Annotated in this window: 21 protein-coding genes; 16 read left to right on the top strand and 5 right to left on the bottom strand. The window is 55.0% G+C overall.

The annotated features are described in order from the left end of the window. The first annotated feature begins 51 nt into the window (after positions 1-51). The 4 genes from ACR0DE_RS04545 (at position 52) to ACR0DE_RS04530 (ending at position 3,642) form a co-directional block, all read left to right on the top strand. The gene (locus ACR0DE_RS04545; protein WP_480439390.1) at positions 52-321 is read left to right on the top strand and encodes a potassium channel family protein; all 270 of its coding nucleotides are present in this window, start codon (positions 52-54) and stop codon (positions 319-321) included. A 180-nt stretch (positions 322-501) separates the two neighbouring features. Then, the gene (locus ACR0DE_RS04540) at positions 502-1,581 is read left to right on the top strand and encodes an AI-2E family transporter (protein ID WP_170403697.1); all 1,080 of its coding nucleotides are present in this window, start codon (positions 502-504) and stop codon (positions 1,579-1,581) included. Then, a complete protein-coding gene (locus ACR0DE_RS04535; protein ID WP_170403695.1) occupies positions 1,578-2,642 on the top strand; it encodes an HlyD family secretion protein in 1,065 nt (354 codons plus the stop codon). Before ACR0DE_RS04540 ends, ACR0DE_RS04535 begins: the two co-directional genes overlap by 4 nt. Then, positions 2,632-3,642 carry a DUF2955 domain-containing protein gene (locus ACR0DE_RS04530; protein ID WP_480752062.1) on the top strand — a complete coding sequence of 337 codons (1,011 nt, stop codon included), beginning with the start codon at positions 2,632-2,634 and terminating at the stop codon, positions 3,640-3,642. The genes ACR0DE_RS04535 and ACR0DE_RS04530 overlap by 11 nt, the downstream gene beginning before the upstream one ends. A 242-nt stretch (positions 3,643-3,884) precedes the next feature. On the opposite strand, the gene ACR0DE_RS04525 is transcribed toward ACR0DE_RS04530, so the two are convergent. Continuing rightward, a complete protein-coding gene (locus tag ACR0DE_RS04525) occupies positions 3,885-4,784 on the bottom strand; it encodes an AraC family transcriptional regulator (protein WP_170565478.1) in 900 nt (299 codons plus the stop codon). Positions 4,785-4,952: 168 nt separating this feature from the next. Here ACR0DE_RS04525 and ACR0DE_RS04520 point away from each other — a divergent pair, with 168 nt between their 5' ends. Further along, positions 4,953-5,906 (top strand): SDR family oxidoreductase, encoded by a 954-nt coding sequence (locus tag ACR0DE_RS04520; protein WP_480752059.1) that lies wholly within the window; start codon positions 4,953-4,955, stop codon positions 5,904-5,906. 103 nt (positions 5,907-6,009) lie between these two features. On the opposite strand, the gene ACR0DE_RS04515 is transcribed toward ACR0DE_RS04520, so the two are convergent. From ACR0DE_RS04515 to ACR0DE_RS04500, 4 genes are all read right to left on the bottom strand, one after another. Beyond that, positions 6,010-6,399: a VOC family protein gene (locus tag ACR0DE_RS04515; protein ID WP_480752057.1), complete on the bottom strand. Its 390-nt coding sequence runs from the start codon at positions 6,397-6,399 to the stop codon at positions 6,010-6,012. Then, complete coding sequence (locus ACR0DE_RS04510; protein WP_170567335.1) at positions 6,396-6,710, bottom strand: winged helix-turn-helix domain-containing protein; 315 nt, start codon at positions 6,708-6,710, stop codon at positions 6,396-6,398. The genes ACR0DE_RS04515 and ACR0DE_RS04510 overlap by 4 nt, the downstream gene beginning before the upstream one ends. Positions 6,711-6,982: 272 nt before the next feature. Beyond that, entirely contained in the window at positions 6,983-7,357 is a 375-nt protein-coding gene (locus ACR0DE_RS04505; protein ID WP_170392813.1) for a DUF4345 family protein, read from the bottom strand. Positions 7,358-7,374: 17 nt separating this feature from the next. Next, entirely contained in the window at positions 7,375-8,298 is a 924-nt protein-coding gene (locus tag ACR0DE_RS04500; protein ID WP_170597648.1) for an SDR family NAD(P)-dependent oxidoreductase, read from the bottom strand. Between the two features lie 111 nt (positions 8,299-8,409). Between ACR0DE_RS04500 and ACR0DE_RS04495 the strand changes: the two genes are divergently transcribed. From ACR0DE_RS04495 to ACR0DE_RS04445, 11 genes are all read left to right on the top strand, one after another. Further along, the gene (locus tag ACR0DE_RS04495; protein ID WP_170597650.1) at positions 8,410-9,330 is read left to right on the top strand and encodes a LysR family transcriptional regulator; all 921 of its coding nucleotides are present in this window, start codon (positions 8,410-8,412) and stop codon (positions 9,328-9,330) included. Positions 9,331-10,238: 908 nt separating this feature from the next. Further along, on the top strand, positions 10,239-10,823 hold the full coding sequence (locus tag ACR0DE_RS04490) for an ANTAR domain-containing protein (RefSeq protein WP_170392816.1): 585 nt from the start codon (positions 10,239-10,241) through the stop codon (positions 10,821-10,823). Further along, a complete protein-coding gene (locus tag ACR0DE_RS04485) occupies positions 10,820-11,989 on the top strand; it encodes an ABC transporter substrate-binding protein (RefSeq protein WP_170392817.1) in 1,170 nt (389 codons plus the stop codon). The genes ACR0DE_RS04490 and ACR0DE_RS04485 overlap by 4 nt, the downstream gene beginning before the upstream one ends. Positions 11,990-12,259: 270 nt before the next feature. Beyond that, the gene (locus ACR0DE_RS04480; RefSeq protein WP_480752053.1) at positions 12,260-13,624 is read left to right on the top strand and encodes a CmpA/NrtA family ABC transporter substrate-binding protein; all 1,365 of its coding nucleotides are present in this window, start codon (positions 12,260-12,262) and stop codon (positions 13,622-13,624) included. A 73-nt stretch (positions 13,625-13,697) separates the two neighbouring features. Further along, positions 13,698-14,780: an ABC transporter permease gene (locus ACR0DE_RS04475; RefSeq protein WP_170802140.1), complete on the top strand. Its 1,083-nt coding sequence runs from the start codon at positions 13,698-13,700 to the stop codon at positions 14,778-14,780. 5 nt (positions 14,781-14,785) lie between these two features. Beyond that, positions 14,786-16,465, top strand: a complete 1,680-nt coding sequence (locus tag ACR0DE_RS04470; RefSeq protein ID WP_170424682.1) for an ABC transporter ATP-binding protein — start codon at positions 14,786-14,788, stop codon at positions 16,463-16,465. A gap of 4 nt (positions 16,466-16,469) precedes the next feature. Continuing rightward, positions 16,470-18,905 (top strand): nitrite reductase large subunit NirB, encoded by a 2,436-nt coding sequence (nirB, locus tag ACR0DE_RS04465; RefSeq protein WP_480752050.1) that lies wholly within the window; start codon positions 16,470-16,472, stop codon positions 18,903-18,905. Then, the gene (gene nirD, locus ACR0DE_RS04460; protein ID WP_170392822.1) at positions 18,902-19,234 is read left to right on the top strand and encodes a nitrite reductase small subunit NirD; all 333 of its coding nucleotides are present in this window, start codon (positions 18,902-18,904) and stop codon (positions 19,232-19,234) included. The genes nirB and nirD overlap by 4 nt, the downstream gene beginning before the upstream one ends. Then, complete coding sequence (locus tag ACR0DE_RS04455; protein ID WP_480752048.1) at positions 19,234-21,894, top strand: molybdopterin-dependent oxidoreductase; 2,661 nt, start codon at positions 19,234-19,236, stop codon at positions 21,892-21,894. The genes nirD and ACR0DE_RS04455 overlap by 1 nt, the downstream gene beginning before the upstream one ends. A gap of 913 nt (positions 21,895-22,807) precedes the next feature. After that, positions 22,808-23,374 (top strand): hemerythrin domain-containing protein, encoded by a 567-nt coding sequence (locus ACR0DE_RS04450; protein WP_170392824.1) that lies wholly within the window; start codon positions 22,808-22,810, stop codon positions 23,372-23,374. A gap of 10 nt (positions 23,375-23,384) precedes the next feature. Beyond that, positions 23,385-24,422: a glutathione S-transferase C-terminal domain-containing protein gene (locus ACR0DE_RS04445; protein WP_170392825.1), complete on the top strand. Its 1,038-nt coding sequence runs from the start codon at positions 23,385-23,387 to the stop codon at positions 24,420-24,422. Positions 24,423-24,657 lie beyond the last annotated feature (235 nt).

The raw sequence follows: 24,657 nt of genomic DNA, 5'->3' as shown, positions 1-24,657 counted from the left end.
TCGCTAACTAGAATAACACGTGGGATAGGCGTCGCTTTCAAGGACGGTAGAGTGAAAGGCCTTCTTGCCTTCACAGTCGGAATGATTTTATGGGCCTCGGTCTTCTACCACTTTGTCGAAGGTTGGAGTTGGCTAGACTCGATCTACTTTTCCGTAGTGACAATTTCGACCGTAGGGTTCGGTGACTTCTCACCTGAAACTGCGGCGGGGAAAATCTTCACAATGGTGTATATCATTGTAGGCTTGGGTGTTTTCGTGACTGCGGCGACCACAGTGGCAGATACAATCTTGTCCCAAGACGACGAAAAAACGGACAAATAGATTATCCCAAATTAAGGCAATTTGAGTTCATGCGCAGGTATCAGTGCGACCGCGCATCTGAAGCCGTGCCTCGGATTCACTCGTACCTTCAAACTGATAGATGATCGCCGAAAACTCAAAAAATATACATATTACGTTTTTTGAGTGTATTGTTTGGAAAACAGATAGTGGAGGGATGGAATGGAAAAGACCCAGGACGCGAAGATTGTCGACCTCGCGATACGATTGCTCTTTCTCGGATTATTCCTCTACAGCGCCCTGGTCATGGTGGCTCCGCTTGCAAGTGTGGTTATCTGGGCAACGATACTCTGCGTCGCGCTCTACCCAGCATTTGATTGGCTGCAATCCAAGCTGGGAGGACGTAAGAAGCTTGCCACAACAATTATCGTTCTGTTGGGACTTGTTCTGACCCTGGGGCCAGTCGCAACTGCGGTGTCTGGTGCTGCAGAACTAGGGTCTGAATTCGCGGAACAAGCAGACAAGGGTGAATTGAAAATCCCCCCTGCGCCCGAGGGCCTCAAGGAATTGCCGTTGGTTGGAAATAAAATCTCCGATGTCTGGGGAATGTTTGAGCGCAATCTTGACGGCGCGCTTGCAAAATACGGCGCGCAAATCCTTGAGATCACCAAATCGCTCTTCGGAAAGGTGCTGGGCATTGGTATCGGGCTTCTTGGCTTAGCTCTGTCCGTGTTGATTATGGGGGCATTGTTCAGCCCGGGGCCAAATTTGGTCCAGGGTCTTCAGCGCTTTGCCAACCGTGTCTTTGCACCACGCGGCGGTGAATTCGTGACACTGGCAGGCGCAACGATCCGGAACGTTACAAAAGGCGTGATTGGCGTAGCAGCCATTCAGGCTGTTTTCGTTTGGATACTGCTGGCGTTGTTTGGGATTTCTTCGGCCGCCACGCTGGCATTTGTCTGCCTCATACTCTCGATTATCCAAATCGGGCCCGGACTGGTTCTGATACCCGTTATTATCTACGCTTGGAGTTCTATGTCCGGCGGAACTGCTCTGATCTTCACCATATTGGCCGTTCCCGTCATGATAATGGACAGTTTCCTAAGACCCGTGTTCATCTCAAAAGGCCTTGAGACTCCCATGCTGGTCATCCTCATCGGTGTTCTCGGAGGTATGATGGCGTATGGTTTGATCGGCGTTTTTATGGGGCCGGTTCTCTTTGCTGTCTTCTATGAGCTGTTCAAGGTTTGGATTGATACCTCACCCGAAGCCGAGGGCACTGTTGAAGGTGCGGCGAAATGAGGAAAACGATATGGACAACCCTGGCTGTCATTCTGATTTTTCTTGTCTGGTATCTGGTCGCTGATCGAAAAACGCCATTTACCGGGAACGCCAGAGTAAAAGCGGTGGCCACCCAAATCGTGCCTCAGGTGACCGGAACGGTAACGGAAGTTTTGGTAGAAAACGGCCAAGTCGTTTCGGCAGGTGATGTTCTGGTTCGAATAGATTCCAGACCCTACGAAATCGAGCGTTCAAAGGCGGAAGCTGATCTTGAAGCGGCAACCCAAGAGGTGGGTGCGTCTTCGGCAGAGGTAAGTGCGGCACAAGCCAAACTCGCAAGGGCGCAGAGCGATCTGGATACGATGCGCATTCAGACAGAACGTGTATTTGCGCTCGAAAAGAAAGGGTTGATTGCCGTCTCAAAGGCCGATGATGCACGAGGACAACTGGCAGAATCTGAGGCAAACTTTGAGAACGCAAAAGCTGATTTGGAAAAAGCGAAGCAAAGGCTTGGTGACGATGGGATTGAAAACCCGAAAATCCAGCGCGCACTGGCGGCCTTGGCGGATGCGGAACTGAACCTTGAATGGACCGAACTGCGTGCTCCGGCGACGGGTGTCATTTCTAATCTGCTGATTGCCCCCGGAACGTATGCGCGATCCGGTCAGGATCTTTTGACGTTTCTGGATGCAACCGACGTCTGGATCGAGGCGTATTTTACCGAGAACAATCTGGGAAGAGCTTCAATAGGGTCTCCGGTCGATGTGGTGTTGGATATGCATCCTGGTAAGATTGTTCCGGGCGTCATTGAGAGCTTTAGTGCTGCTGTTTCTTTGAGTGGCGGTGATGAGCCGGGGCAATTGGCGAGCCCGCCAAGCACCAAGGGATTTTTGCGGGAGCCTGAAAGGTTTCCGGTCAGGATTGTTTTACCCGGCTATGAAGCTGGAAGTGCCGAAGACGATCTTCGCTTTCAACTGAACGGGCAGGCCGATGTGATCATGTATCTAAGCGACAACTCGTTGCTGAACCTCGTAGGCCGCGCCTACATCCGCGTGGTTTCAATCTTCTCCTATGCGTACTGAGGATCAAAGCTCTGTCACCCGGCTTGCGCTGGGTGTTACCGGTGTCTTTGCATTGGGCCTATTTCTTGGGTGGCCCCTTGCCGTTGTTGGGGCGGTGTTTACTGCCCTTTTCCTTCAAGCACCTGCGGCACTACCTTTGGCAGCATTTGGTAAGCTGTTTGTCTTCTCGATTGGATTGATGTTCATTTCGTTCCTTTTGTCGTCAATCTTCTCACCTTATCCTCTTGTGTTTCTCATTCTGGTGGCCATTGGAATAATCCTGTCTTTCATTTGGTCAGTTTCCGGTGCCGGAGTATTGCCGGGTGTCATTGCTCTCATGGGGGCGTTGATGATTCCGAATTTGGTGCTGCAATCACAGGATCTGGCTTTGGTGCTTGTGTATTGGATCCCGTTGAACCTGCTATTTGCTGGCTTCGTATCGACGCTGATGTTCGTGTTGATACCCGCTGCACCTCAAACGGCACCTCAAAAGAAAGCTGCAGCATCGCCGGACTTCGACTCACATCGCCGAATAGTCAGGATGTCTCTTGTCACAGTGCCCTTTTCTATGGCGTTCTTTATTTCCGGCGCTTCTGCTTTGTTGGTTCTGGTTTTTGTCGCCCTGCTGAGCCAGCAACTTGCGGCAATGCCTGCTGCAGGCAAAACAGTTGCAAAAGCAATGCTGACGGCAAATCTACTTGGGGCGGCAGTCTCCATCATATGCTATGAAATAAATGTAATAGCTCCGGTTATTCTAACCCCCATTCTGCTGTGTTATTTCTTTTGCCTAACACTCGGAGCACTTGGAAAGTCAGAATTCCCTCTCGCCGCCGCCGCCGGTTCCGCGATTACAACAGCTCTGATTGTATATGGCGGCTCGGTTGCGCCGTTTTCAGACGAGGCTGACGTCAAGAGCATCACTCGTGTATTGCAAGTCGCCAGCGCCGCTTTCTTTGTAATTATCGCATATGTCGTGGTGGATGAATTCTGGCCAGAAAAAGAGCGCCAGGCGACTCCATGAAGTTAGTTGCGATAAAGCTTGGCGCTGAAACCAGCAGAGTTTCCAGTTTGACTGATTTTTTGCAACCATCGCTCGAATTGCAGCGCCATAATAAACCGCGAACATTGCTGAAGCGGTTTTATGTCAAGCGATCTCTGGTTGAGTGATGGCCGTTCTGTGGAACAAGTTCGAAAGGCTGCCTCCTCACGGGACGAATGAAGCTTTCGCCGAAGCTGCGCCAACGTCTGCCTTCCCTTCGAAAGTCAGCGTTGAGCAACACTGACCGGAAGTTTCTGTGCGTTACCCCATTGCCTCGGCGATTGCCCATACATGCGCCTGAACTCGCGACTGAACTGGGACGGGCTGACGTAACCAACGTCCATTGCGGCTTCGTTCACGGGCATCCCGCCCGCGATCTTCATGGCGGCGTTGTTGAGGCGCATCGACTTAACGAATTGGATTGGTGCCATCGTCGTGACTTGCTTGAATTTACGATGGAAGACGGCCCGGCTCATGCCCGCTCGGCTTGCCATATCGTCAATCGAGACCGGCGCATCCAAGTGTGACGACACATGCGCAATTGAACGTGCGATGGCGTTGCCAGCACCGAATGCCTGCCGGGCGAAGGTGCCAGCTTCTCCCCTCAGAATCGCATAGAGCACCTCACGTAATCGCGCCTCGCCAAGAACTGCTGTATCCGTCTCGCTGTTTCCGAGCTGCAGTAGCCGCAGCAGAGCTTCAGTGAATCCATCGTCCCATCGTGCAAACCTAATTCCTGGCTCCCGCAGATCTCCTTTGACCGAAGGCAGAACGCCCCCGGCATTTTCCATCTCCATTGCCAACTCGGCCATGGCGCGTTGCTCAAGAGAGATCATAACCCCGTAGAGAGGGTTGTCATGCGAGGCCAAAGGCGTCCCCGCCTTGACCGGCATCGACATTGGGCAGCAGAGGTATTGACTGTTGTCATATTCGTATCTTCGGCCATCCAGAACGGCTTCCTTCACACCACTCACAATGGCCACGATGCAGGGCTCGTAAACGGCTGGAACACAGGGGATTGATTGCGTGGCGCGAAATAGCCGCACGCCCTTGATGCCTGTCTCGGTCAGGCCGTCTGTTTCGGTTCGGTTAGCGATGATTTGTTTAATCTGATCCTTGCTCATAACAGAGATGTAATGGCTCCAGATCGATGCTGGCAACTACCTTGATGTAATCGGGCAAGTATTCGCGATGATCTCGCCTGTTTCTGTGCTTTGGTGAGAGTTATATGCATTTCCAAGTTAACACACTCTTCACTCGATCCCTGCGCTGACGCAGTTAGGAGACAAAAGATGCGCGATACCACCTTTGGACCCAAAGGCTGGATGCCTGAGCGCCTCGGCGACCTCTCCGGCAAGACCTACCTCATCACGGGTGCCAACGCCGGTGCCGGGTTCCAGGCCGCGCGGACGCTCCTAAAAAAGAACGCCAAGGTCGTAATGTTGAACCGCTCGGTTGAGAAGTCTCAGGCAGCTGTTGAGGACCTGAAAACTGAGTTCGGCAGCGAGGCGGAAGTGAGCTTCATTCGCATGGATCTGGCCTCGCTGACAAGCGTACGCGAAGCTGCGGAAGAAGTTCTGAATTCTGTTCCCCGGATTGATGCGCTCATCTGCAATGCTGCCATCGCGCAGGTGCCAACCCGCAAGCTGACAGAGGATGGGTTCGAGAGTCAGCTCGGTACCAACCATTACGGTCACTTCCTGCTCTGTGGTCTACTGTTTGAGCGGATCGAAGCCTCGAAAGGTCGGATCGTTGTTGTCGCCAGTCTTGGCTACAACATGGGCCTGAAGACGATCAAGTTCGACGACATGAACTGGGAAGAGGGTTACGGGCCGAATACCGCCTACTCGCAAAGCAAGCTGGCGCAAATGATGTTCGCTTATGAATTACAGGACAGGCTTGCCGCCGCAGGGCGCACCGAGGTCGAAGTCTATGTTTGCCATCCCGGCTCTTCGGCAACGTCACTGATCAGCACAAGTGGCAGCCGGACGATGCGGTTCATCTGGTGGCTGATGACCAAGACACCTATGGTTCAAACAGCCGAGCAAGGGTCCTATCCCGAAGTCATGTGCGCCATCGAAGAGACTTTGACCGAACAACGCGCACTCTACGGACCAACAGGCCGCTTAGAAGCTGTTGGCCCGGTCGGCAAGGGTACATTGAACCCGCATGCATATGAGAAGGATGTGATGGTTCAGCTATGGAACGTATCCGAAAAGGCGACTGGTTTCAGCTGGGAGGTCTGAGTTGATGGGTTGTGTGACGTGCCCCAGTGTTCCATCACTAAAGCTGACATCGATGTCTTGCATACCCACGTCGTCTAACTGACGGGATTGCTATTCTTGACGGTCAGACATGCAACTCAACTAGCTGAATAAGGTTTCCACAGGTGTCGTCGAACACTGCCATTGTCGCGCCACCTGCCTTCACTGGGGGTTGAATAAATTCCACCCCTGCCGCCTCGAGCTTGGCAACCTCTGCGTCAATGTCGTCAACACTGAATGCCGAAACGGGAATGCCATCAGCCACAAGTGCTTCCTGATAGGCACGGCTCGCCGGATGCACATTCGGCTCTAAGCCTAACTCCACTCCTTCGGCTTCCTCCGCTGATACCAGTGTTAACCAGCGGTGCTGGCCGGGTGGAATATCGTGCTTCACAACAAACCCAAGTTTGTTGGTGTAAAAATCCAGAGCCTTAGATTGATCGTCCACAGAAATACTCATCATGTACATTTTCATAGTGCGTCTCCTTGGGAATATAGGTCCACCCAGGGATTGATCGCACCCGCGATCGGCGCGGCCACCAGGGTGTGAATTTTTGTGCGCCCCCGCCAAGTCGTGGTGATCAGACCTGCCTGCTCAAGCGTATTCAGATGTCGAGTTATGCCTTGTCTGGAAATTGTGACTGAATGCTCTTCCAACAAACGAGCACAAAGTTCGAAAAGCGTCTGGTCGTGACGCTTTCTCAGCTCTTCAAGGATCAACAACCGCGTGGTGTCGCCAAGGGCGTTGAAAAGAATGCTTAGTTGCGGATCAAAATGAACGCTCATGCTTCATCATGCAACAATAATGTTGCATGTCAAATCGAACTATCAGTTCGAGCAGTTCACGGAATTCATTTCTTAGGGCTCGTCGCTGACATTCTTTGTGCCCCTCACGAATGACAGATTTGGATATCCGGAATGTTCGGTCCCGTGATCTGATCCGGTCGCTATACGGGACAAAGCGGAAACTGTTCGAATGCTAGCTGGTGCGAATAATGATGGGCTGATTGGACGGCGGCCACTTCACTCTCGCCACCATCCATCTATTTCGAAGGCGATTAGTAGGAGAGCTGGTAGTAGGCTGACAGCAAAACCGCGATGATCACAAGTTCAACGACCAACGGTGGCAGAACTGCCTTGTCAAACCCATCCGCAAGAATTCCCACAATACGTCCGACAGCAACAACCGCCATCAGGATTGCAACAGCCACATATCCCAGTGTCTGCCCAGTGGTCAGACCGATCACCAGCAAAGCCACTGAGGCCAGAAACAGCCCGCCGATCACCGAACGGATCGTGCTGAGTCCAGTGGTGCCGACCGGCTCGATAGCAAAGTTGGCTATCATGCGCCGGGGTGCAAACATTGACATGAGGCCGAGACTAGACAGCATAAGAGTTGCAAGGATGACCAAGATGTTCAGTATGGTTTCCATTTCATTTCTCCTTTGCTTCAGGCGAACTGACGTAGTGCCTGGTTCGCGTTATCCTGAGTGGTGACGTCTGACAGAGCCCCGTCGATGCTAGCTTGATCCACGACTGCTCCGGTGGGATAGCCGGTTTGACTGGCGTAGAAGTGGCCAGTCTTGAATTCCGGGTTCAGCAAACCGTCCAGATACCGTTTTGCCCCAGCCTCAACGCCGTGCATCATCCCGAATATGGGCATCAGAACGCCGCCAATATGTTTGAAGACAATACGTTTTATAAACGGCAGGTCGTCAAAGCCAGCGGTACCTGCGGTACCACCCGGGCTCATTGTGACAAAGCGAATATGGGGGTGCTGACGTGCCATCGCTCCCATCCACAGGGTCGCGGTGAGCTTGGCGTAGCCGTAGGTCTGCATCGGATCGCCCTCGGGGCCGAACTTGCTGCCATCAGCGATTGATTTGAATTCGTCGACTGTTCCATCGGACAAGTCCGGGCGGCGCATACCCATTTTGGGAATGCCGCGTGCGGCTTCGGATCCGGCATACAGAATTGTGGACGTTACCAACTGACGCTCCAATAATGCGTCTACCAACACCACGTGGCCGAGAACATTGGTGGCGAAGATGTTGGTCACGCCATCGCTGGTGAGGCTGTTCGGATGCCGTCCACCCGTGCCGCCTGCATTCAGGATTACGGCGTCGATTGGGGTGGAAAGTTCGGCTACAGCGGCGCGAACCGAAGCCGGATCGGTCACGTCCATCAGGACGATTTCAAAGATTTTACGCCTGGTCTCACGTTCCAACGCTGCAATTGCGGCTTCCGCCTTCGTTGGGTTGCGGCAAGCCAGATAAACTTTGGATATGCCCTTTTGCAGTGCAAGCTGTCGGGCCGCCTCGCGGCCCAGTCCGGCATTTGCGCCTGTGATCAATACAGATTGTATTTGGTTCATGGGGTATGGTCCTTGGGTTTGCGATTGATGCGCCCAAGGTAGGATGGCCAATAAATGATCTGTAGATAGGTATTTCTGGACACAGTGCTTCAAAAATGAAACACAAGATGTATGTCGATCAAGGAAAGCCATTCCCTGAACTGGGACGATCTGAAGTACTTTCTGGCGGTTGCCCGAACCGGAACTCTTCGGGGGGCAGCTGACAGTATTCAGGTGAACCACACCACGCTGACGCGCAGGATTTCAGTCATGGAAGAACGCGTCGGCAGCCGGTTGTTTGATCGCTCAAAAACCGGCCTCGCCCTGACTCAGCTCGGCGAAGATCTGATGCCTCACGCCGAACGGGTAGAAGCTGAAATGACCGCTGCGTCTCGCGTCATTGTTGGCAGAGATGCGCAACCCTCGGGCACGGTCTACGTTACTCTTCCCCATGGATTGGCAATGACATCGTTGATGGATGATTTTGCCGCCTTCGCAGATTTTTACCCAGACATCATCCTGAGCTTGAACTTCACCAACGACATCCGAGACCTGATGCGACGAGAGGCTGACATCTCCCTGCGTATCGCGGATGAGGTGACGGACGATGTGGTCGGGCGAAAGTTGGTCCAGATGTCTCAAGCAGCCTATTGCACGCGAGACTACGCCGAACGGATCTGCGACAATGGCGGCGAGGGGTTGCATTTCATCGGTTGGCATGAGCCAGAAGAGGCCATTACAGCCAAATGGATCAAAGACAGTTACTATCCGAAAGCCCGGCTTAAGCATCGTGTTTCAGAACTTGTGCCCTTGATCACATTGGCGGCGTCCGGTCTTGGCATGGCCTATCTTGCGTGCAATCTTGGCGACCGCCATCCCGATCTGATCCGTGCGCCCTTCCAAAAGCCGATACCGTACCGAAACATTTGGCTATTGCTGCATCGTGATCTTAGAAACACCACGCGTGTCCGGCTCTTCGTCGATTTTATGTCCAAGCGGGTCAGGTCTAGGCGAAACGAGTTCTGGGTTTCGGGAACCTCAAAGCGGGAGTAGCGGTTATTCTATTCGGAAAGATGGACGGTAAACTGTACTCTTTTGAGACACTAACAGCAGCGTCGTTGAATGGCGGTTACTAGTATTGGGTCAGAAATGCTTGACGTTTGGGTCAGAATTGAATGACGTGATCGACCGCTTTGTTGAGGTTTTGGTTGTCGATTGAGTCCACGATCAGTGAAGTTCCACATTTCCTTGTTGTAAGGCGACACATAGTTCTGCCAGCAGCGACAGAGCCTTGCCGTTTTCGCGTCCCTTCCTTCATCCAGAACCCGGACCGATTTAGTTGATCCTGACTTCCTTTCGAGAAAACCAGGGCTGATTTGCAGATCAGACGCCGGAGGCGCCTGTTCCTGCTGCTCTGCCACGTGGCGAACGCGCTTGGGGGCGACGCAATGTTATTCGACAATAGTGGTGCGGCCCGCAAGCGCAGCCGAAGACACGGATTTGTCTAATAGGGTTGCCCGAGGGGGAAGGCAGCGTCTTACCCCTGATCGCCAGAGGCGTTTGGCTTGTCCAAATCCTACTAGCCCCAAAAACAAGTGCGGCTGAGTTGGCTGTGCCGTTACTTCTGCTCCAGAACACGTTGCTTTTCTAAAGAATCGGCGGAAAGCAGTCATTTGCTGCAGGCGCGGGAACACATTGTATTAGTTGTCAAAGCGGACCTTCGGTTTTGATCTGCAAATGGAAGTGGAATCTGGTGCCTCAAGCAAACTGGTAGCGCAACTGAAAAACCAAAAAATGATCCGATGTGCTATCACGGATTTCTTTGATGGCATGTAGAAAAACTGTGCAGCTATTCCGCTAAGTGTGAAATCAAGCTGAAAAATTGGGCGAACGGCAGCCTGATGAAGCATTAAATGGCGCTGGAATTGCTACCAATGCGCCTTGGCCTCACTTGTGACCCTATGAACCAACATCTAACTGTCGTTGTAGTCGAGCAGAACCAAGAACGAGCCTTTGCGATTGTAGATGCTCTTAAAGAGGCCGGAGACGTAGACGTTTCTGTAATCGGCAACGTCTCTGGGTTAGCACGTAAAATTGCAATGCAAAGCCCAGACATTGTCCTGATCGATATCGACAACCCCTCTCGAGATATGTTGGAAGAACTTACCGTTGCTTCGGGCCCATTGGAACGACCCGTGGCTATGTTCGTCTCAGGCGCCGCAGGCGGATTGGCAAAAGCTGCTGTTGAGGCCGGTGTGTCGGCCTATGTTGTCGATGGATTGCAAGCTGAGCGAATTAAACCTGTTATCGATACCGCCATCGCTCGGTTTCAGGTGTTGCGCCAGATGCGGACTGAACTTGCAGAAACCCGCCGTGCGCTTGAAGAGCGTAAAGTGATCGACCGCGCAAAAGGTTTGCTGATGAAAGCCAAGGGCATTTCGGAAGACGAAGCCTATGCGCTACTCCGAAAAACCGCGATGAACCAAAACCGCCGCGTCGCCGAGGTGGCCGAAGCCTTGGTCACTGCTTCGGGGTTGTTGTCATGAGAACCGTAACACTGCCCGTCGCGTATATGCCGCTTGTCGACGCGGCCCCGTTGATCGTTGCGCGCGAAATGGGGTTCGACCATGCTGAAGGCATCTCGCTGGACCTGCGTCCGGCGCCATCGTGGTCCTCTTTGCGCGATATGCTGGCCTTTGGGCATGTGGACGCGGCGCATCTACTATCGCCTGTCCCCGTTGCGATGGCTTTGGGTCTTGGTGGAATCGCGACACCGCTATCTGCGGTATCTGTCCTGTCTTTGAACGGCAATGTTATAGGTGTTGGAACGCAATTGGCCGAGCGACTGATCGACCAGGGCTATGGTTTTGATTTCACCGATGCCGCTGTGGCTGGGGCTGCACTGGCAAAAGCTGCCGATGAAGTCTTGGTGTTTGGCGTGCCTTTCCCATTTTCAATGCATGTCGAGCTACTGCGCTATTGGATTGCGGGAACCAAACTGGCCTCAAAACAGGTCGAAATCCGCACCGTCCCGCCGCCACTCATGGCGCAGGCGCTTGCGGGAGGCGAGATCGATGCCTTTTGCGTGGGCGAGCCTTGGGGCTCCTTCGCAGTGGACGACAGTGTTGGCGCACTGCTGTTGCCCGGAAAGGCGATCTGGACTTGTGCACCTGAAAAGGTGTTGGCAGTCAGAAACGACTGGGCCGAGACGGAACCGCATTTGCTGGGAAGTCTCATGCGGACCGTATGGCGTGCGGGACGCTGGCTGTCAAACACTGACAGCCGAACAACCGCGTCCGAGATGCTGTCACGCAAAACCTACCTCAATGTCTCACCCGAGCTGATTGACCGAGCGTTAATGGGTGAGTTCGCCATATCTGCACGCGGCGAGCAACGCAGTGTGGAAGGTTTTGTCGAGTTTTTTGACGGTGCTGCCACCTTCCCGTGGCGTAGTCAGGCCAAATGGGTCGCGCATCAATTGGCGCTAAGAAACGGGCTGGACGTCGGGACAGCGGAACGACAAGCAGCTAAAGTCTTTCGAAGTGATCTCTATCGTCGCGAGTTGCAAGGGCTTGGTGTGGAGACACCCGGCGCATCCGAGAAACTTGAAGGAGCTTTGTCTGAGTCGACGGCAGTTGCCTCGGCCAATGGCAGCCTGATTCTGTCTCGGAACGTCTTCTTCGACCGACGCATTTTCGAGCCCGCAGGGTAAGATTGCACAAAATTTTTGCAGCGCAGCATCTCTTTTTGCTGCGCTGCAGAATTCTCGAAGTGAAGATGTCAAAAAATGATGACGTCGCACTGCGCGTCTGACTTAATCGGGACATCGGAAGGCAACGACGCCCACCGACGGAATTCGCCCACAATCCAGGGCACCTTAGAAGAGCAAAGCCGCTCGACCATCCGCCACCTCCTCCCGGCGGGCTGTGTCGGCGGCTTTTTTGTTTGCCCATGGGGTTGGGCTGAACCGAAAGGGATCGAGATGAAAAAGCTTCTTTTAGGCCTCGCCGCGACGACGGCGCTTGTGTCTCCAGCACTGGCCGAATTGGAACTGGAAAAAGACGAGCTGACCTTTGGCTTTATCAAACTGACCGACATGGCGCCGCTGGCTGTCGCCTATGAGAATGGGTACTTTCTGGACGAAGGCCTGTTCGTGACGCTGGAAGCACAAGCAAACTGGAAGGTGCTGTTGGATGGCGTGATTGACGGACAGCTTGACGGCGCACATATGCTGGCCGGACAACCATTGGCCGCAACCATCGGGTATGGGACCGAAGCCCATATCATCACGCCATTCTCAATGGACCTGAACGGCAACGGCATCACCGTCTCCAACGAGATTTGGGGAGAGATGAAGCCGAACATCCCGGTGATGGACGACGGCCGTCCCCAGCATCCGATCAGCGCCGAGGCTCTGGCCCCGGTCGTCGAGAAGTACAAATCAGAAGGCAAGCCATTTAACATGGGCATGGTCTTCCCGGTTTCGACCCATAACTACGAGCTGCGCTATTGGCTGGCCGCCGGTGGTCTGCATCCGGGTTACTACAGCCCTGAAAACGTGACCGGTCAGATTGGTGCGGATGTGTTCCTGTCGGTGACCCCTCCACCGCAGATGCCTGCCACGTTGGAGGCCGGCACGATCTATGGCTATTGCGTGGGCGAGCCGTGGAATCAGCAGGCTGTGTTCAAGGGTATCGGCGTACCGGTTATTACCGACTACGAGCTGTGGAAGAACAACCCCGAAAAGGTCTTTGGTCTCAATGCCGAGTTCGCAGAACAGTACCCCAACACCACTCTGGCCGTGACCAAGGCCCTGATACGCGCGGCGATGTGGCTGGACGAGAACGAAAATGCCAACCGCCCTGAAGCCGTCGAGATTCTGAGCCGGGCTGAATATGTGGGCGCGGATTATGAGGTTATCGCCAACTCGATGACCGGCACGTTTGAGTATGAGAAGGGCGACAAGCGTGAGGTCCCCGATTTCAACGTGTTTTTCCGCTACAACGCGACCTATCCGTTCTACTCGGACGCCGTTTGGTACCTGACGCAGATGCGCCGCTGGGGGCAGATTGCCGAGTCCAAGCCCGACAGCTGGTATGACGAGGTCGCCAAGTCCGTCTACAAACCCGAGATCTATTTGGAAGCCGCCCGCTTGCTGGTCGACGAAGGTCTGGCGAATGAAGCCGACTTCCCCTGGGACAGCGATGGTTACAAAGCGCCGACCCCGGCCGAGGATATCATTGACGGCATCGCTTACGACGGACGCACACCCAACGCCTATCTCGAAAGCCTGTCCATAGGCCTGAAGGGCGAGCAGAAGATCATCGGCTCGGACGTGCAAGGCTAATTCCCCAAACCCTGCGCCCGGCCCGCGCCGGGCGCAGCCCCCAAAGTGCCCCGCCATCGCAAGGACACATCAGATGACAACGGTCGACCCCGAATTCAACGCGGACGCTGCCCGAGAGGAACGTCGCGCTCGCCTTTTCACCCGCATCAATGCAGCCGACAAATGGTTCCGGGTGCTGGGACTCAGCTGGGCCACACCTATCCTGAAAGCTGCTGCCGGAGACAATCCCCGCGCTCAGATGACCGAGATATGGCGGTTGCTGATCGTGCCTCTGTTGTCGATCTGCGCCTTCTTGTTGCTGTGGGGAACGCTGGCCCCCAAGGTGCAGACCTCTCTCGGCGCGGTTCCGGGGCCGGCGCAGGTTTGGGAAGAGATGGTCAGCCTGAACCAGGATGCCAAGGCCAAAGCGGCCAAACGCGCGAAGTTCGAGGCCATGGTCGAGAAGCGCAATCAGAAATTCATTGACGCTGGCCAGCCGGAGAAAGTGAAAGAGGTCGCCTTCACGGGTGCTCCGACCTATTACCAGCAAATCTGGACTTCGATCAAAACAGTGTTTTTTGGGTTTCTGATCGCCACCGTCATCGCGGTCCCACTTGGTATCGCAGCTGGCCTGTCTCCGACTGCAAATGCAGCCCTAAACCCGCTAATCCAGATATTCAAACCGGTCTCGCCTCTGGCCTGGTTGCCGATCGTCACCATGATCGTCTCGGCCGTTTACGTCACCAATGACGGCTGGTTCGCGAAATCCTTCCTGATCTCGGCCATCACCGTGACCCTGTGTTCGCTATGGCCCACGTTGATCAATACATCTTTGGGTGTAGCCTCCATCGACAAGGACCTGGTGAATGTCTCCAAAGTCTTGAAAATGAATACTTATACAAAGATCACCAAGCTGGTGCTGCCCTCGGCCCTGCCTCTGATCTTCACCGGCCTGCGCCTGTCGCTGGGCGTCGGCTGGATGGTTCTGATTGCGGCGGAAATGCTAGCGCAGAACCCCGGTCTGGGCAAATTCGTCTGGGATGAGTTCCAGAACGGTTCCTCCAGTTCGCTCGCCAAGATCATGGTTGCGGTCTTCACCATCGGTATCATCGGCTTCCTGCTGGACCGGGTGATGTACGCGCTGCAATCCCTGTTTACCTTCACAAACAACCGGTGAGTACGATGAGCATCCTGAGTTTCAAGAACGCCTCGAAATCCTTCGGTGAAGGTACCGCGCGCACGGATGTGCTGAAAGGCATCGATCTTAACGTGCAAGAGGGTGAGTTTCTGGTGATCCTTGGCTTCTCGGGCACTGGCAAGACGACCCTGATCAATCTGATGGCCGGGCTGGATAGCCCAACCAGCGGAGAGGTCACGTTCAAAGGTACCCCGATCAAAGGGCCGGGCCCGGAGCGGGGCGTGATCTTCCAGAACTACTCGCTGATGCCGTGGCTGACGGTCAGCGGCAATGTGGGTCTGGCGGTTGATACGGTCTTCCCGGGTCTCAGCAAGACCGAGAAAGCCGAGAAAGTCGCGCATTATGTACAGATGGTGGGCCTCAGCCATGCCGCCACACGCCGTCCGGCGGAGCTGTCGGGTGGGATGCGCCAGCGGGTCAACGTGGCGCGTGCGTTGTCGATGAACCCCGAAGTTTTGTTGCTGGATGAGCCTCTGTCGGCGCTCGACGCGCTGACCCGCGCCAATCTGGCCGATGAGATCGAACATATTTGGGAAGCTGACAAGAAAACTTGTGTCCTCATCACCAATGACGTTGATGAGGCGATCATACTGGCCGACCGTATCATTGCCCTGAACCCGGATGGCACGCTGGGGCAGGAATTCCCTGTCTCAATCCCGCGCCCTCGGGATCGTGGAGCCATGAACAATGACGAGACTTTCAAACGCCTGCGCGCGGACGTCACCAAATACCTGATGGATGTGGGGATCGAGGCCAAGGTCGAAGGCTCGCGTATCCTCCCGGATGTCACCCCAATCCACGGTGTTCCAACGGCGGTGGCCGAGGCGCAAAAGGGGCTGATCGACAACCGCTTCCTCGACTTCTCGCAGCTTCACAAGGTGTATCCGACGCCCAAAGGCCCTCTGACCGTGGTCGAGGATTTCGAACTGAAGATCGATAAGGGCGAGTTCATCTCGCTGATTGGCCACTCAGGCTGTGGCAAGTCCACGGTTCTTACTATGGCGGCTGGGCTCAATGACATCTCGAAAGGCGCGATCAAGCTGGATGGCCGTCACGTCGAAGGGGCCGATCCCGAACGCGCGGTGGTGTTCCAATCCCCCAACCTGTTCCCATGGTTAACCGCCAAGGAGAACGTCGCGATTGGGGTGGACAAGGTCTATCCAAAGGCCAGCATGGCCGAGCGGCAAGATGTTGTTGAATACTATCTGGAACGCGTCGGTTTGGCTGACGCGATGGACAAATCCGCCTCCGACTTGTCGAACGGCATGAAGCAACGCGTCGGTATCGCCCGCGCCTTTGCCCTGTCCCCCAAGCTGCTGTTGCTGGACGAGCCCTTTGGGATGCTCGACAGCCTGACCCGATGGGAATTACAGGAAGTCCTGATGGAGGTCTGGTCCCGCACCAAGGTCACTGCGATCTGCGTTACCCACGACGTGGATGAGGCGATCTTACTGGCCGATCGCGTGGTGATGATGACCAACGGTCCGCAGGCAACGATTGGCAAGATCACCAAGGTTGAGCTGCCGCGTCCGCGCACGCGCAAAGCCCTGCTGGAGCACCCGGATTACTATGCTTACCGGCAGGAAGTCCTCGATTTCCTCGAAGAATATGAACATGGCGCCAAGCCAAAAACACCCGCCCCCAAGGCGATTGCAGCGGAGTGAAATCATGAAGCAAAGACTTGTTGTCATAGGCGCGGGTATGGCCTCAGGCCGGGTGTTGGAACACCTGACCGACGCCGCGCCGGATGCGTTCGACATCACCCTGTTCAATGCCGAGCCGCGCGGGAACTACAACCGTATCATGCTCAGCCCGGTACTGTCGGGCGAGAAAACCTATGAAGAGATCGTCACCCATGACGACGCCTGGTATGCCGCGCGGGGCATTGCCTGCCGCTTTGGTGAAAAGGTCGCGAAGATCGACCGCGAGATGAAGGTGGTCGAAGGTCAGAACGGCCACGTTCCCTATGACAAGCTGGTGATTGCGACAGGGTCTAACCCGTTCATGATCCCTCTGCCAGGGCATGATCTGGAGGGTGTGATTGCCTACCGCGATCTGGAAGACACCATGCAGATGATGGGCATGGGCCCTGACAACAAGGTGGTCGTGATTGGCGGCGGCTTGCTGGGGCTCGAGGCCGCCGCGGGTATGGCTGCCCATGGCGTTGACGTGACGGTGGTGCATATCATGGGTCACCTGATGGAGCGACAGCTGGACGAGGCCGCAGGCTACCTGCTGAAGAAATCGCTGGAAGACAAAGGCATCAGGATTTGCCTGCAGGCGAACTCTAAAGAAATCCTCGGACAGGACGGAAAGGTCCGCGCGCTGCTTCTGGACGACGGGACCGAATTGCCCTGTGATCTGCTTGTAATGGCCGTGGGTATCCGCCCCAACACAGCTCTGGCGCAAGAGGCTGGGCTGGCCACCGGGCGCGGTATCCATGTGGATGACCAGATGCGGACTTCGGATTCGGATGTCTTTGCGGTAGGTGAATGCGTCGAACATGACGGGGCGGTCTTCGGTCTTGTCGCGCCGCTTTACGATCAGGCAAAAGTGGCTGCGCAGGCTTTGTTGGGTGAAGAGGCTGCGTTTGCTCAGAAAACCCTCTCGACCAAGTTGAAGGTCACCGGCTGCGATCTGTTCAGTGCAGGGGATTTTGCGGATGGGCCGGGGCGCGAGGATATCGTGTTCCGCGACCCCTCGCGCGGGGTCTACAAACGGCTTGTGATTGAAGAGAACCGGCTGGTCGGCGCGGTCATGTATGGTGACACTACTGATGGCAGCTGGTTCTTTGGCCTCATCAAAGACGGCACCAGCGTAGAAGAAATGCGCGAGACGCTGATCTTCGGACCCGCATATCAGGGGGGCGACACTGCGGACCCTCTCTCAGCCGTTGCAGCATTGCCGCATGAGGCGGAGATTTGCGGCTGCAACGGCGTATGCAAAGGTGACATCGTCGAGGCGATCAATGCAGGGGCGGGTGATCTGGGCGCGGTGCGCACGACCACAAAGGCTAGCGCATCCTGCGGAACTTGCACAGGATTGGTTGAGCAATTGTTGCAGGTCACTCTGGGCGACGCGTTCCAGATGCCTGCCGCGCAGCCGGTCTGCGGATGCACCGACCTGACTCATGAAGATGTGCGACGCCTGATCAAAGGGCAGGAGTTAAAAAGTCAGGCTGCCGTCTGGCAGGAACTGGGTTGGACGACGCCCAATGGCTGCCATGTCTGTAGGCCCGCGATCAACTACTACCTGCTGGCCGACTGGCCGCTGGAATACCAAGACGACCCACAAAGCCGTTTCGTCAATGAACGCAAACACGCCAACATCCAGAAGGATGGCACGTTCAGCGTTGTACCGCGTATGTGGGGCGGGATCACCACGCCCGACGAACTGCGCGCCATTGCAGATGCGGCGGATAAATACGATGTTCCCACCGTCAAGGTCACGGGCGGTCAGCGGATCGATCTGCTGGGCGTCAAAGGCGAAGATCTGCCCGCCATGTGGTCAGACCTGAACAAAGCCGGGCTGGTCTCTGGCCACGCCTATTCCAAAGGTCTGCGCACAGTCAAAACCTGCGTCGGCACCGATCATTGCCGGTTTGGTACTCAGGACAGCACCGGGCTTGGCATAAAGCTTGAAAGAATCCTGTGGGGGTCGTGGACGCCGCACAAGCTGAAGCTGGCCGTATCTGGCTGCCCTCGAAACTGTGCCGAGGCGACCTGCAAGGACATCGGCGTGGTCTGCGTTGAATCTGGCTATCAGATCAGCATCGGCGGGGCCGCAGGGATGGATGTCAAAGAGACCGAGCTACTCTGTCAGATTCCCACCGAAGAAGAAGCGATCGAGATCGTGATGGCCGTCACGCAAGCCTATCGCGAAGGCGGCAAGTATCTGGACCGTTTATATAAATGGCTGGGTAAGGTGGGCATGGACTGGGTCAAGGTGCAGGTCGTGGACGACCTTGCAAATCGCGCGGCCCTCGTCGCTCGGTTCGAACTGTCGCAAAACATCTACCGCAAAGACCCGTGGGCCGAACACGTCAAAGAAAAAGCGCAAACCTACGCGCCAATTGCAGATTTCACACTGGAGGCCGCAGAATGAGCTGGATCGACATCGGACATATCGACGAGGTTCCCTTGCGTGGGGCGCGTCTGGTCAAGACGCATATCGGCTGCATCGCTGTCTTCCGTACTGCCGAGGTGGAGGTCTATGCTGCGACTAACAGCTGTCCGCACAAGGGCGGTCCTTTGTCTGAGGGTATCGTGCACGGGCAGTCGGTGACCTGTCCTTTGCACAATTGGGTATTTGACCTGAATACGGGCGAGGCGCAAGGCGCGGATGATGGCCGCATCACCATCTATCCCGTGCGCATTGAAGACGACCGTATCCTGTTAGACGACAGCGCAGTTACCCGGCGGAGCGCCGCCTGATGGACGGAAGTGGTCTGCCTGAAGTTCGCTCGACTTGCGCCTATTGCGGGGTTGGCTGCGGTGTGCTTCTGCGGCCTGATGGGGCCGGAGGCTTGACCGTTCGCGGCGATCCGGATCATCCAGCGAACCATGGTCGTTTGTGCTCGAAAGGATTGGCTTTGGGCGAAACAGTTGGGCTGGAACATCGGTTGCTCGCTCCTCGCGCCTTCGGCCGAGACACAAACTGGGACAACGCGCTGCAACTGGTCGCAGATCGGTTTTCTGCCGCAATCAAGAACCATGGACCGGACAGCGTGGCATTTTACGTCTCGGGGCAATTGCTGACAGAGGATTATTACGTCGCCAACAAGCTGATGAAGGGTTTTATGGGGTCGGCCAACATCGACACCAATTCTCGACTGTGTATGGCGTCAACTGTGGCCGGACACAAACGCGCCTTTGGCACAGATACCGTGCCCGGGACTTATGAGGATCTGGATGAGGCTGATTTGGTTGTCTTGGTTGGCTCAAACCTCGCATGGTGTCATCCCGTTCTCTATCAACGCGTCATAGCTGCGCGTCAGGCGCGCGGTACGAAGATTGTGGTTGTCGATCCACGTCGAACAGCAAGCTGCGATCAAGCAGATCTTCACCTGGCGTTGCAACCCGGCAGCGACGTGGCGCTGTTCAATCGTCTGCTGACCAGAATTCACCAATCGGGGCATGTGGCACCGGATTTTCTGGATCGCAGCGTAGGGTACACTGAAGCCCTCGAACTCGCACAGCTTGATGATCCGGATGAGACCGGACTTACCCCAGGTGAAATCGAAGCGTTTTGCGATCTGTGGATTGGAACCGAGCGGGTTGTTACGATTTTCAGTCAAGGCGTAAACCAATCCTCCAGCGGAACAGACAAAGTCAACGCGATCCTGAACTGCCATCTGGCTACGGGACGCATCGGACGCGCAGGGATGGGCCCGTTCTCGGTTACCGGTCAACCAAACGCCATGGGTGGTAGAGAAGTCGGCGGTCTGGCCAACATGCTTGCGTGTCACCTGGATATCGAAAACGAGGCCCACAGAGCAGCCGTCCGGGACTTTTGGAAAGCGCCCATCCTGCCAGAAAAGCAAGGGCTCAAAGCTGTCGACATGTTTCGCGACGTTAAAGATGGACAGATCAAAGCACTTTGGATCATCCACACCAATCCAGCGGCAACGATGCCGGACGCCGATCGAGTCAAGACGGCGATCAAAAACTGCCCATTCACCGTTGTAAGCGACCTGACTGCCCAAACAGACACCGCGCGTCTCGCAGACGTATTGCTTCCAGCAGCAGGATGGGGCGAAAAAAGCGGCACAATAACCAATTCCGACCGCATGATCAGCAGGCAACGCGCCGTTCTGACCCCTCCGGGACAGGCACGTGCGGATTGGGATATCTTGGCAGAGGTTGGCCGCCGCATGGGTTGGGCCGAGGCCTTCAGCTATGAGTCTGCGGCGCAGATTTTTAGGGAATATGCGAACATGTCCTCGCTTGCCGTCTCATTTGGCAAAGACTTTGAGATTGCTGGCTTTTCGGACATCAACGACGAAGATTATGATGCGATGTGCCCGACACGATGGCCCACGGCATCGCGGAAAACTGACGGTCGTTTCTTCGGAGACGGGCAGTTTTTTCATCCTGATGGCAAGGCGCGGTTTGTGCCGGTCACCCATCGAACGCCCAAGGCAGAGCCATCAGAACGCTACCCTTTCATGTTGAACACAGGGAGAAATCGGGATCAGTGGCACACCATGACCCGATCCGGATTGTCGCCTCGTTTATCGGCCCACCTTGCCGAGCCCTATTTGGAAATGAACCCGAAGGACGTTGATCAACAGGGGCTTGGTCCTGCCGATTTGGTCGAAGTTAGTAGTTCAGTCGGCAGCGGCATATTTCGACTTCGCATTACGGAATCTATTGCGCGTGGCAATGTGTTTGCGCCCATTCACTGGACCGGAGAAACGGCACCGTCGGCCCGTGTAAACGAGATAATTCCTAGTGTAACTGACCCGATTTCTGGTCAGCCGGAAAGCAAATCAACAGCGGTATCTGTTCGACGTATGAGAGCAGCATGGTACGGTTTCGCCGTTTCAGCCGATGCAGCGTTCCCTGAAGCAGAATATTCGGCGACAGCCAGAACAAACAACGGCTATAGGATGGAGTTGGCAGGGAACCAGATTATTGAAGACTGGGAAAGGACTGCTCGCGTTTGGTTTGGTTTACCGGATGCGATGGCGACTTCGGTAGAAGATCCCAAACGCGGCTCTTATAGAATTGCGCTGTCAGACGGTCAGCGCATTCTGGCAGTGCTCTTCGTCTCGCGCCGACCTATCACCCTGATGCGAGACTATTTGGCAACTTTGCCTGAGGTAACGCCTCAGCAGATTCTGTCTGGCCAGTCATCTGTTGGTTCTGAGGACTGCGGGCCAATCGTCTGTTCGTGTTTCGAGGTCGGATTAAAAACCCTTATCCGCGCCATTCACGACAAGCGTTTGATCAATATGGACGATATCGGAGACGCCCTTAATGCGGGAACGAACTGCGGTTCATGCCGGCCAGAGTTGGCTGACTTGATCGCCGAGCATTCGAAATTGATCAGCAATAAGCCTAAGAAATGCCCGCATGAACAATTGGGGTAGTCTCAAGGTTCTTGATGCAGGACTGCAGTCTGTTTTGGTTGAGCAGAAATTTTCTTCTCTGATGCCACGCGCAATTGCAATGATACCGATCGACCAACCGCAGTTCAGGGCCGCGCTCGGAAGCGAGGCGACAAATGTCGCTGTTCGTTGAACAGGTTTGACAGATACTCGGTTGTCTGAGACGCTCCCAACACTCGCAAAGGATATTCTGACAATGGACCAGCATACTTTCTGATCCCGCCGCGCGCTGACCTAAATGGCAGAATGCGCACCGAAACACTCCTGCGGAGGACTCTGACAATGGACACACGACGCTAGCCCCTTGTGGGCATTCGTAGTCGTGCATCTGCGCGACTTAACCTTCTTTTTGTCATGAGGTGCAATATGCCCTTTAAGCCACCAAAAATCGCCCTTGTGCGAACCCTTCCTGCTGCGGAGGACACATCGAAATCTGCGAATCGTGTGAAGACCAAAGCCAAACCGCCGCGTGACCTGCGCATGAAAATGCCACGACGAACGGCCAAGAGGATGAACATGCCCGGGAAAGCGGGCGGTCGTTAGAAGCTGGTGCGGGGTGCGTTTTTTTTGCCCCGCACTTCTAATCTGAATGGCCAACGGAGAAGCGCGCACTAGAGCGTGCATTACAACCCAGTGTTTGAATTGAAGGTCGGTGCGGAACGGTTCGCGCGAAACTCTGGTATAACCGCTCAATTTATGCAGGTCTACGCTGGCGTTTGCGGCCAAGACAGCCTGTCTGACTTCACGCAACGTGACATCACCAACTTAAATACGCGATCGCTGATCAAGGCGGCATGCACTTTGCGGGGGTTCGCTGACGCATAGTCACTGTGCGTTTTGCGCTACTGGTGAGACTGATCCGATTTCCCACCTATGTCACGAAAGGAGACGACCGATGCTCGATAAATACACTATCCGCCAAGACGATATGCCGAAAGAGATGCGGTTTCTCTTGGAAAAATACCCGCGCGACAGCTGGGATGCGCACCCTGGGTTCAAAGAAAAAACCAAGCATTGGCTCGGCGCACACCTGATGTTCCACCACTTGGCGGAACGTATTCGATTGGACACGGAAAATGTGTTGAACAACGATTTGGGGTTGGACGATTATGCTGGGCGGCTGTCCCACTATGGCGGCAACCTGGTCGGGAGCCTGCATGGTCATCACGGCTGGGAAGATCGTAGCTATTTCCCTGAATTGTCGACTGCAGACCCGCGATTTGATGCGGGGCTTGAGCTTCTGGAACAGGATCACGCCGATCTGAACAAGGTGTTGGATGATTTCACCCGCGCAGCGAACCGTGTGATCAAACTGTCTGCTCTGGATGAGGCCCAAGCCTATGATGAGACCGGGCAGCTCCATGCGACAAGCGAAGCGATCAAAGCGTTTCTGGAACGCCACTTGAGTGATGAAGAAGAATTGGCCGTACCAATTATCTTGCATCACAGACTCAGAGGATGATGCTGACGTCATGACCGACACATCTACTGAAGAAGACCAGACTGCCATCACTGAGCGCCGCGCACGGGGTGAATTTGTGCGCGGCGTCAGCGGCTTTCGCCACTCCGTTGGCGATCCGGATTTTCCTGCAGAACCCAACCGATATCACCTGTTTGTGGCGCTGAATTGCCCGTGGTGTCATCGCGTGACCTTGGCGCGCAGTGTTCTGGGGTTGCAGGACGGCGTCACGATGGATGTGGCATTTCCCAACCGCACTGGCAAAGACGATCCAGAAGGACCGAACCTGTGGGAGTTCGCACCCAACCGCATTGCTTCGCTCACAAGCGAGACCTTGCCAGAGTGCACCGGAGAGACCGGAACTGGCAGAGGACTGCGCCTTGCCAAAGATATTTACCGTGCCGAAGGCTCCGAAGAACAATCCCTGCCGATCCTTTATGATAAGAAATCAGGCCAAATCGTGAGCAACGAAAGCGCCGAAATTATCCGCATGTTGGATGCCTCTGCAGAGTCCCTTGGCGGCACCATCCCAGCAAAGAGGCGCGTGAGGCTTTACCCGGACGACGAAGCACTGCGCCAACACATCCATAACTTGAATGACTTGATCTACACTGCGATCAACAACGGCGCCTACAAGGCCGGATTTTCGTCCGATCAAACGATCTATACGGCAGCATTTGACGCCTATTTCGAGGCACTTGAACAATTGGAGCAGCTCCTTTCTGATGGCAGGCCTTTTTTAACCGGCATTCACTTCACAGAGGCCGATCTGCGCCTGTTCCCTACGCTTTATCGCCATGATCCCGTCTACTATGTGCGGATGAAGCTTAACGGAGCGCGGATATTGGACTACCCATACTTATGGCGTTGGCTATGCCGTGTGTATGCACTGCCTGGCGTTGCAAACTCCGGATCCCTTGTGCATTGCCGCCAGGGATATTTCGGGCGCAGTTGGAATGGCGTTGTTCCCCGAGGGCCATCTAAACCAATGTCTTACCCTGAGGCCTATCTACGCCCTGATCTCGCAGTGCTGAAGGCATCGTCAGTTTAGTTTTTCATAATCTCGACCTTGAAACTGACATTGCTGCAAATGCAGCAGACTTGTTTTGCAAACGCAGACGAAGCGCGACCGTCTTCAAATGTTACTATTTTAGGGTCAGTATGCCTTGATTTTCGCTTGCTGTATGGTTCACGGCTCCTAAAGCGGTGCGGTGACATAAGAGACCTCTATCAGCTAACCGACGAGTAGATGGCGAAGCTCGCCCCCTTCTCCACTAAGTCGCACG

The sequence above is a fragment of the Ruegeria sp. C10 genome (genome assembly GCF_056537805.1).
The sequence above is the reverse complement of the archived record's forward strand: the minus strand, read 5'-3'. Positions and strand labels throughout refer to the sequence as shown.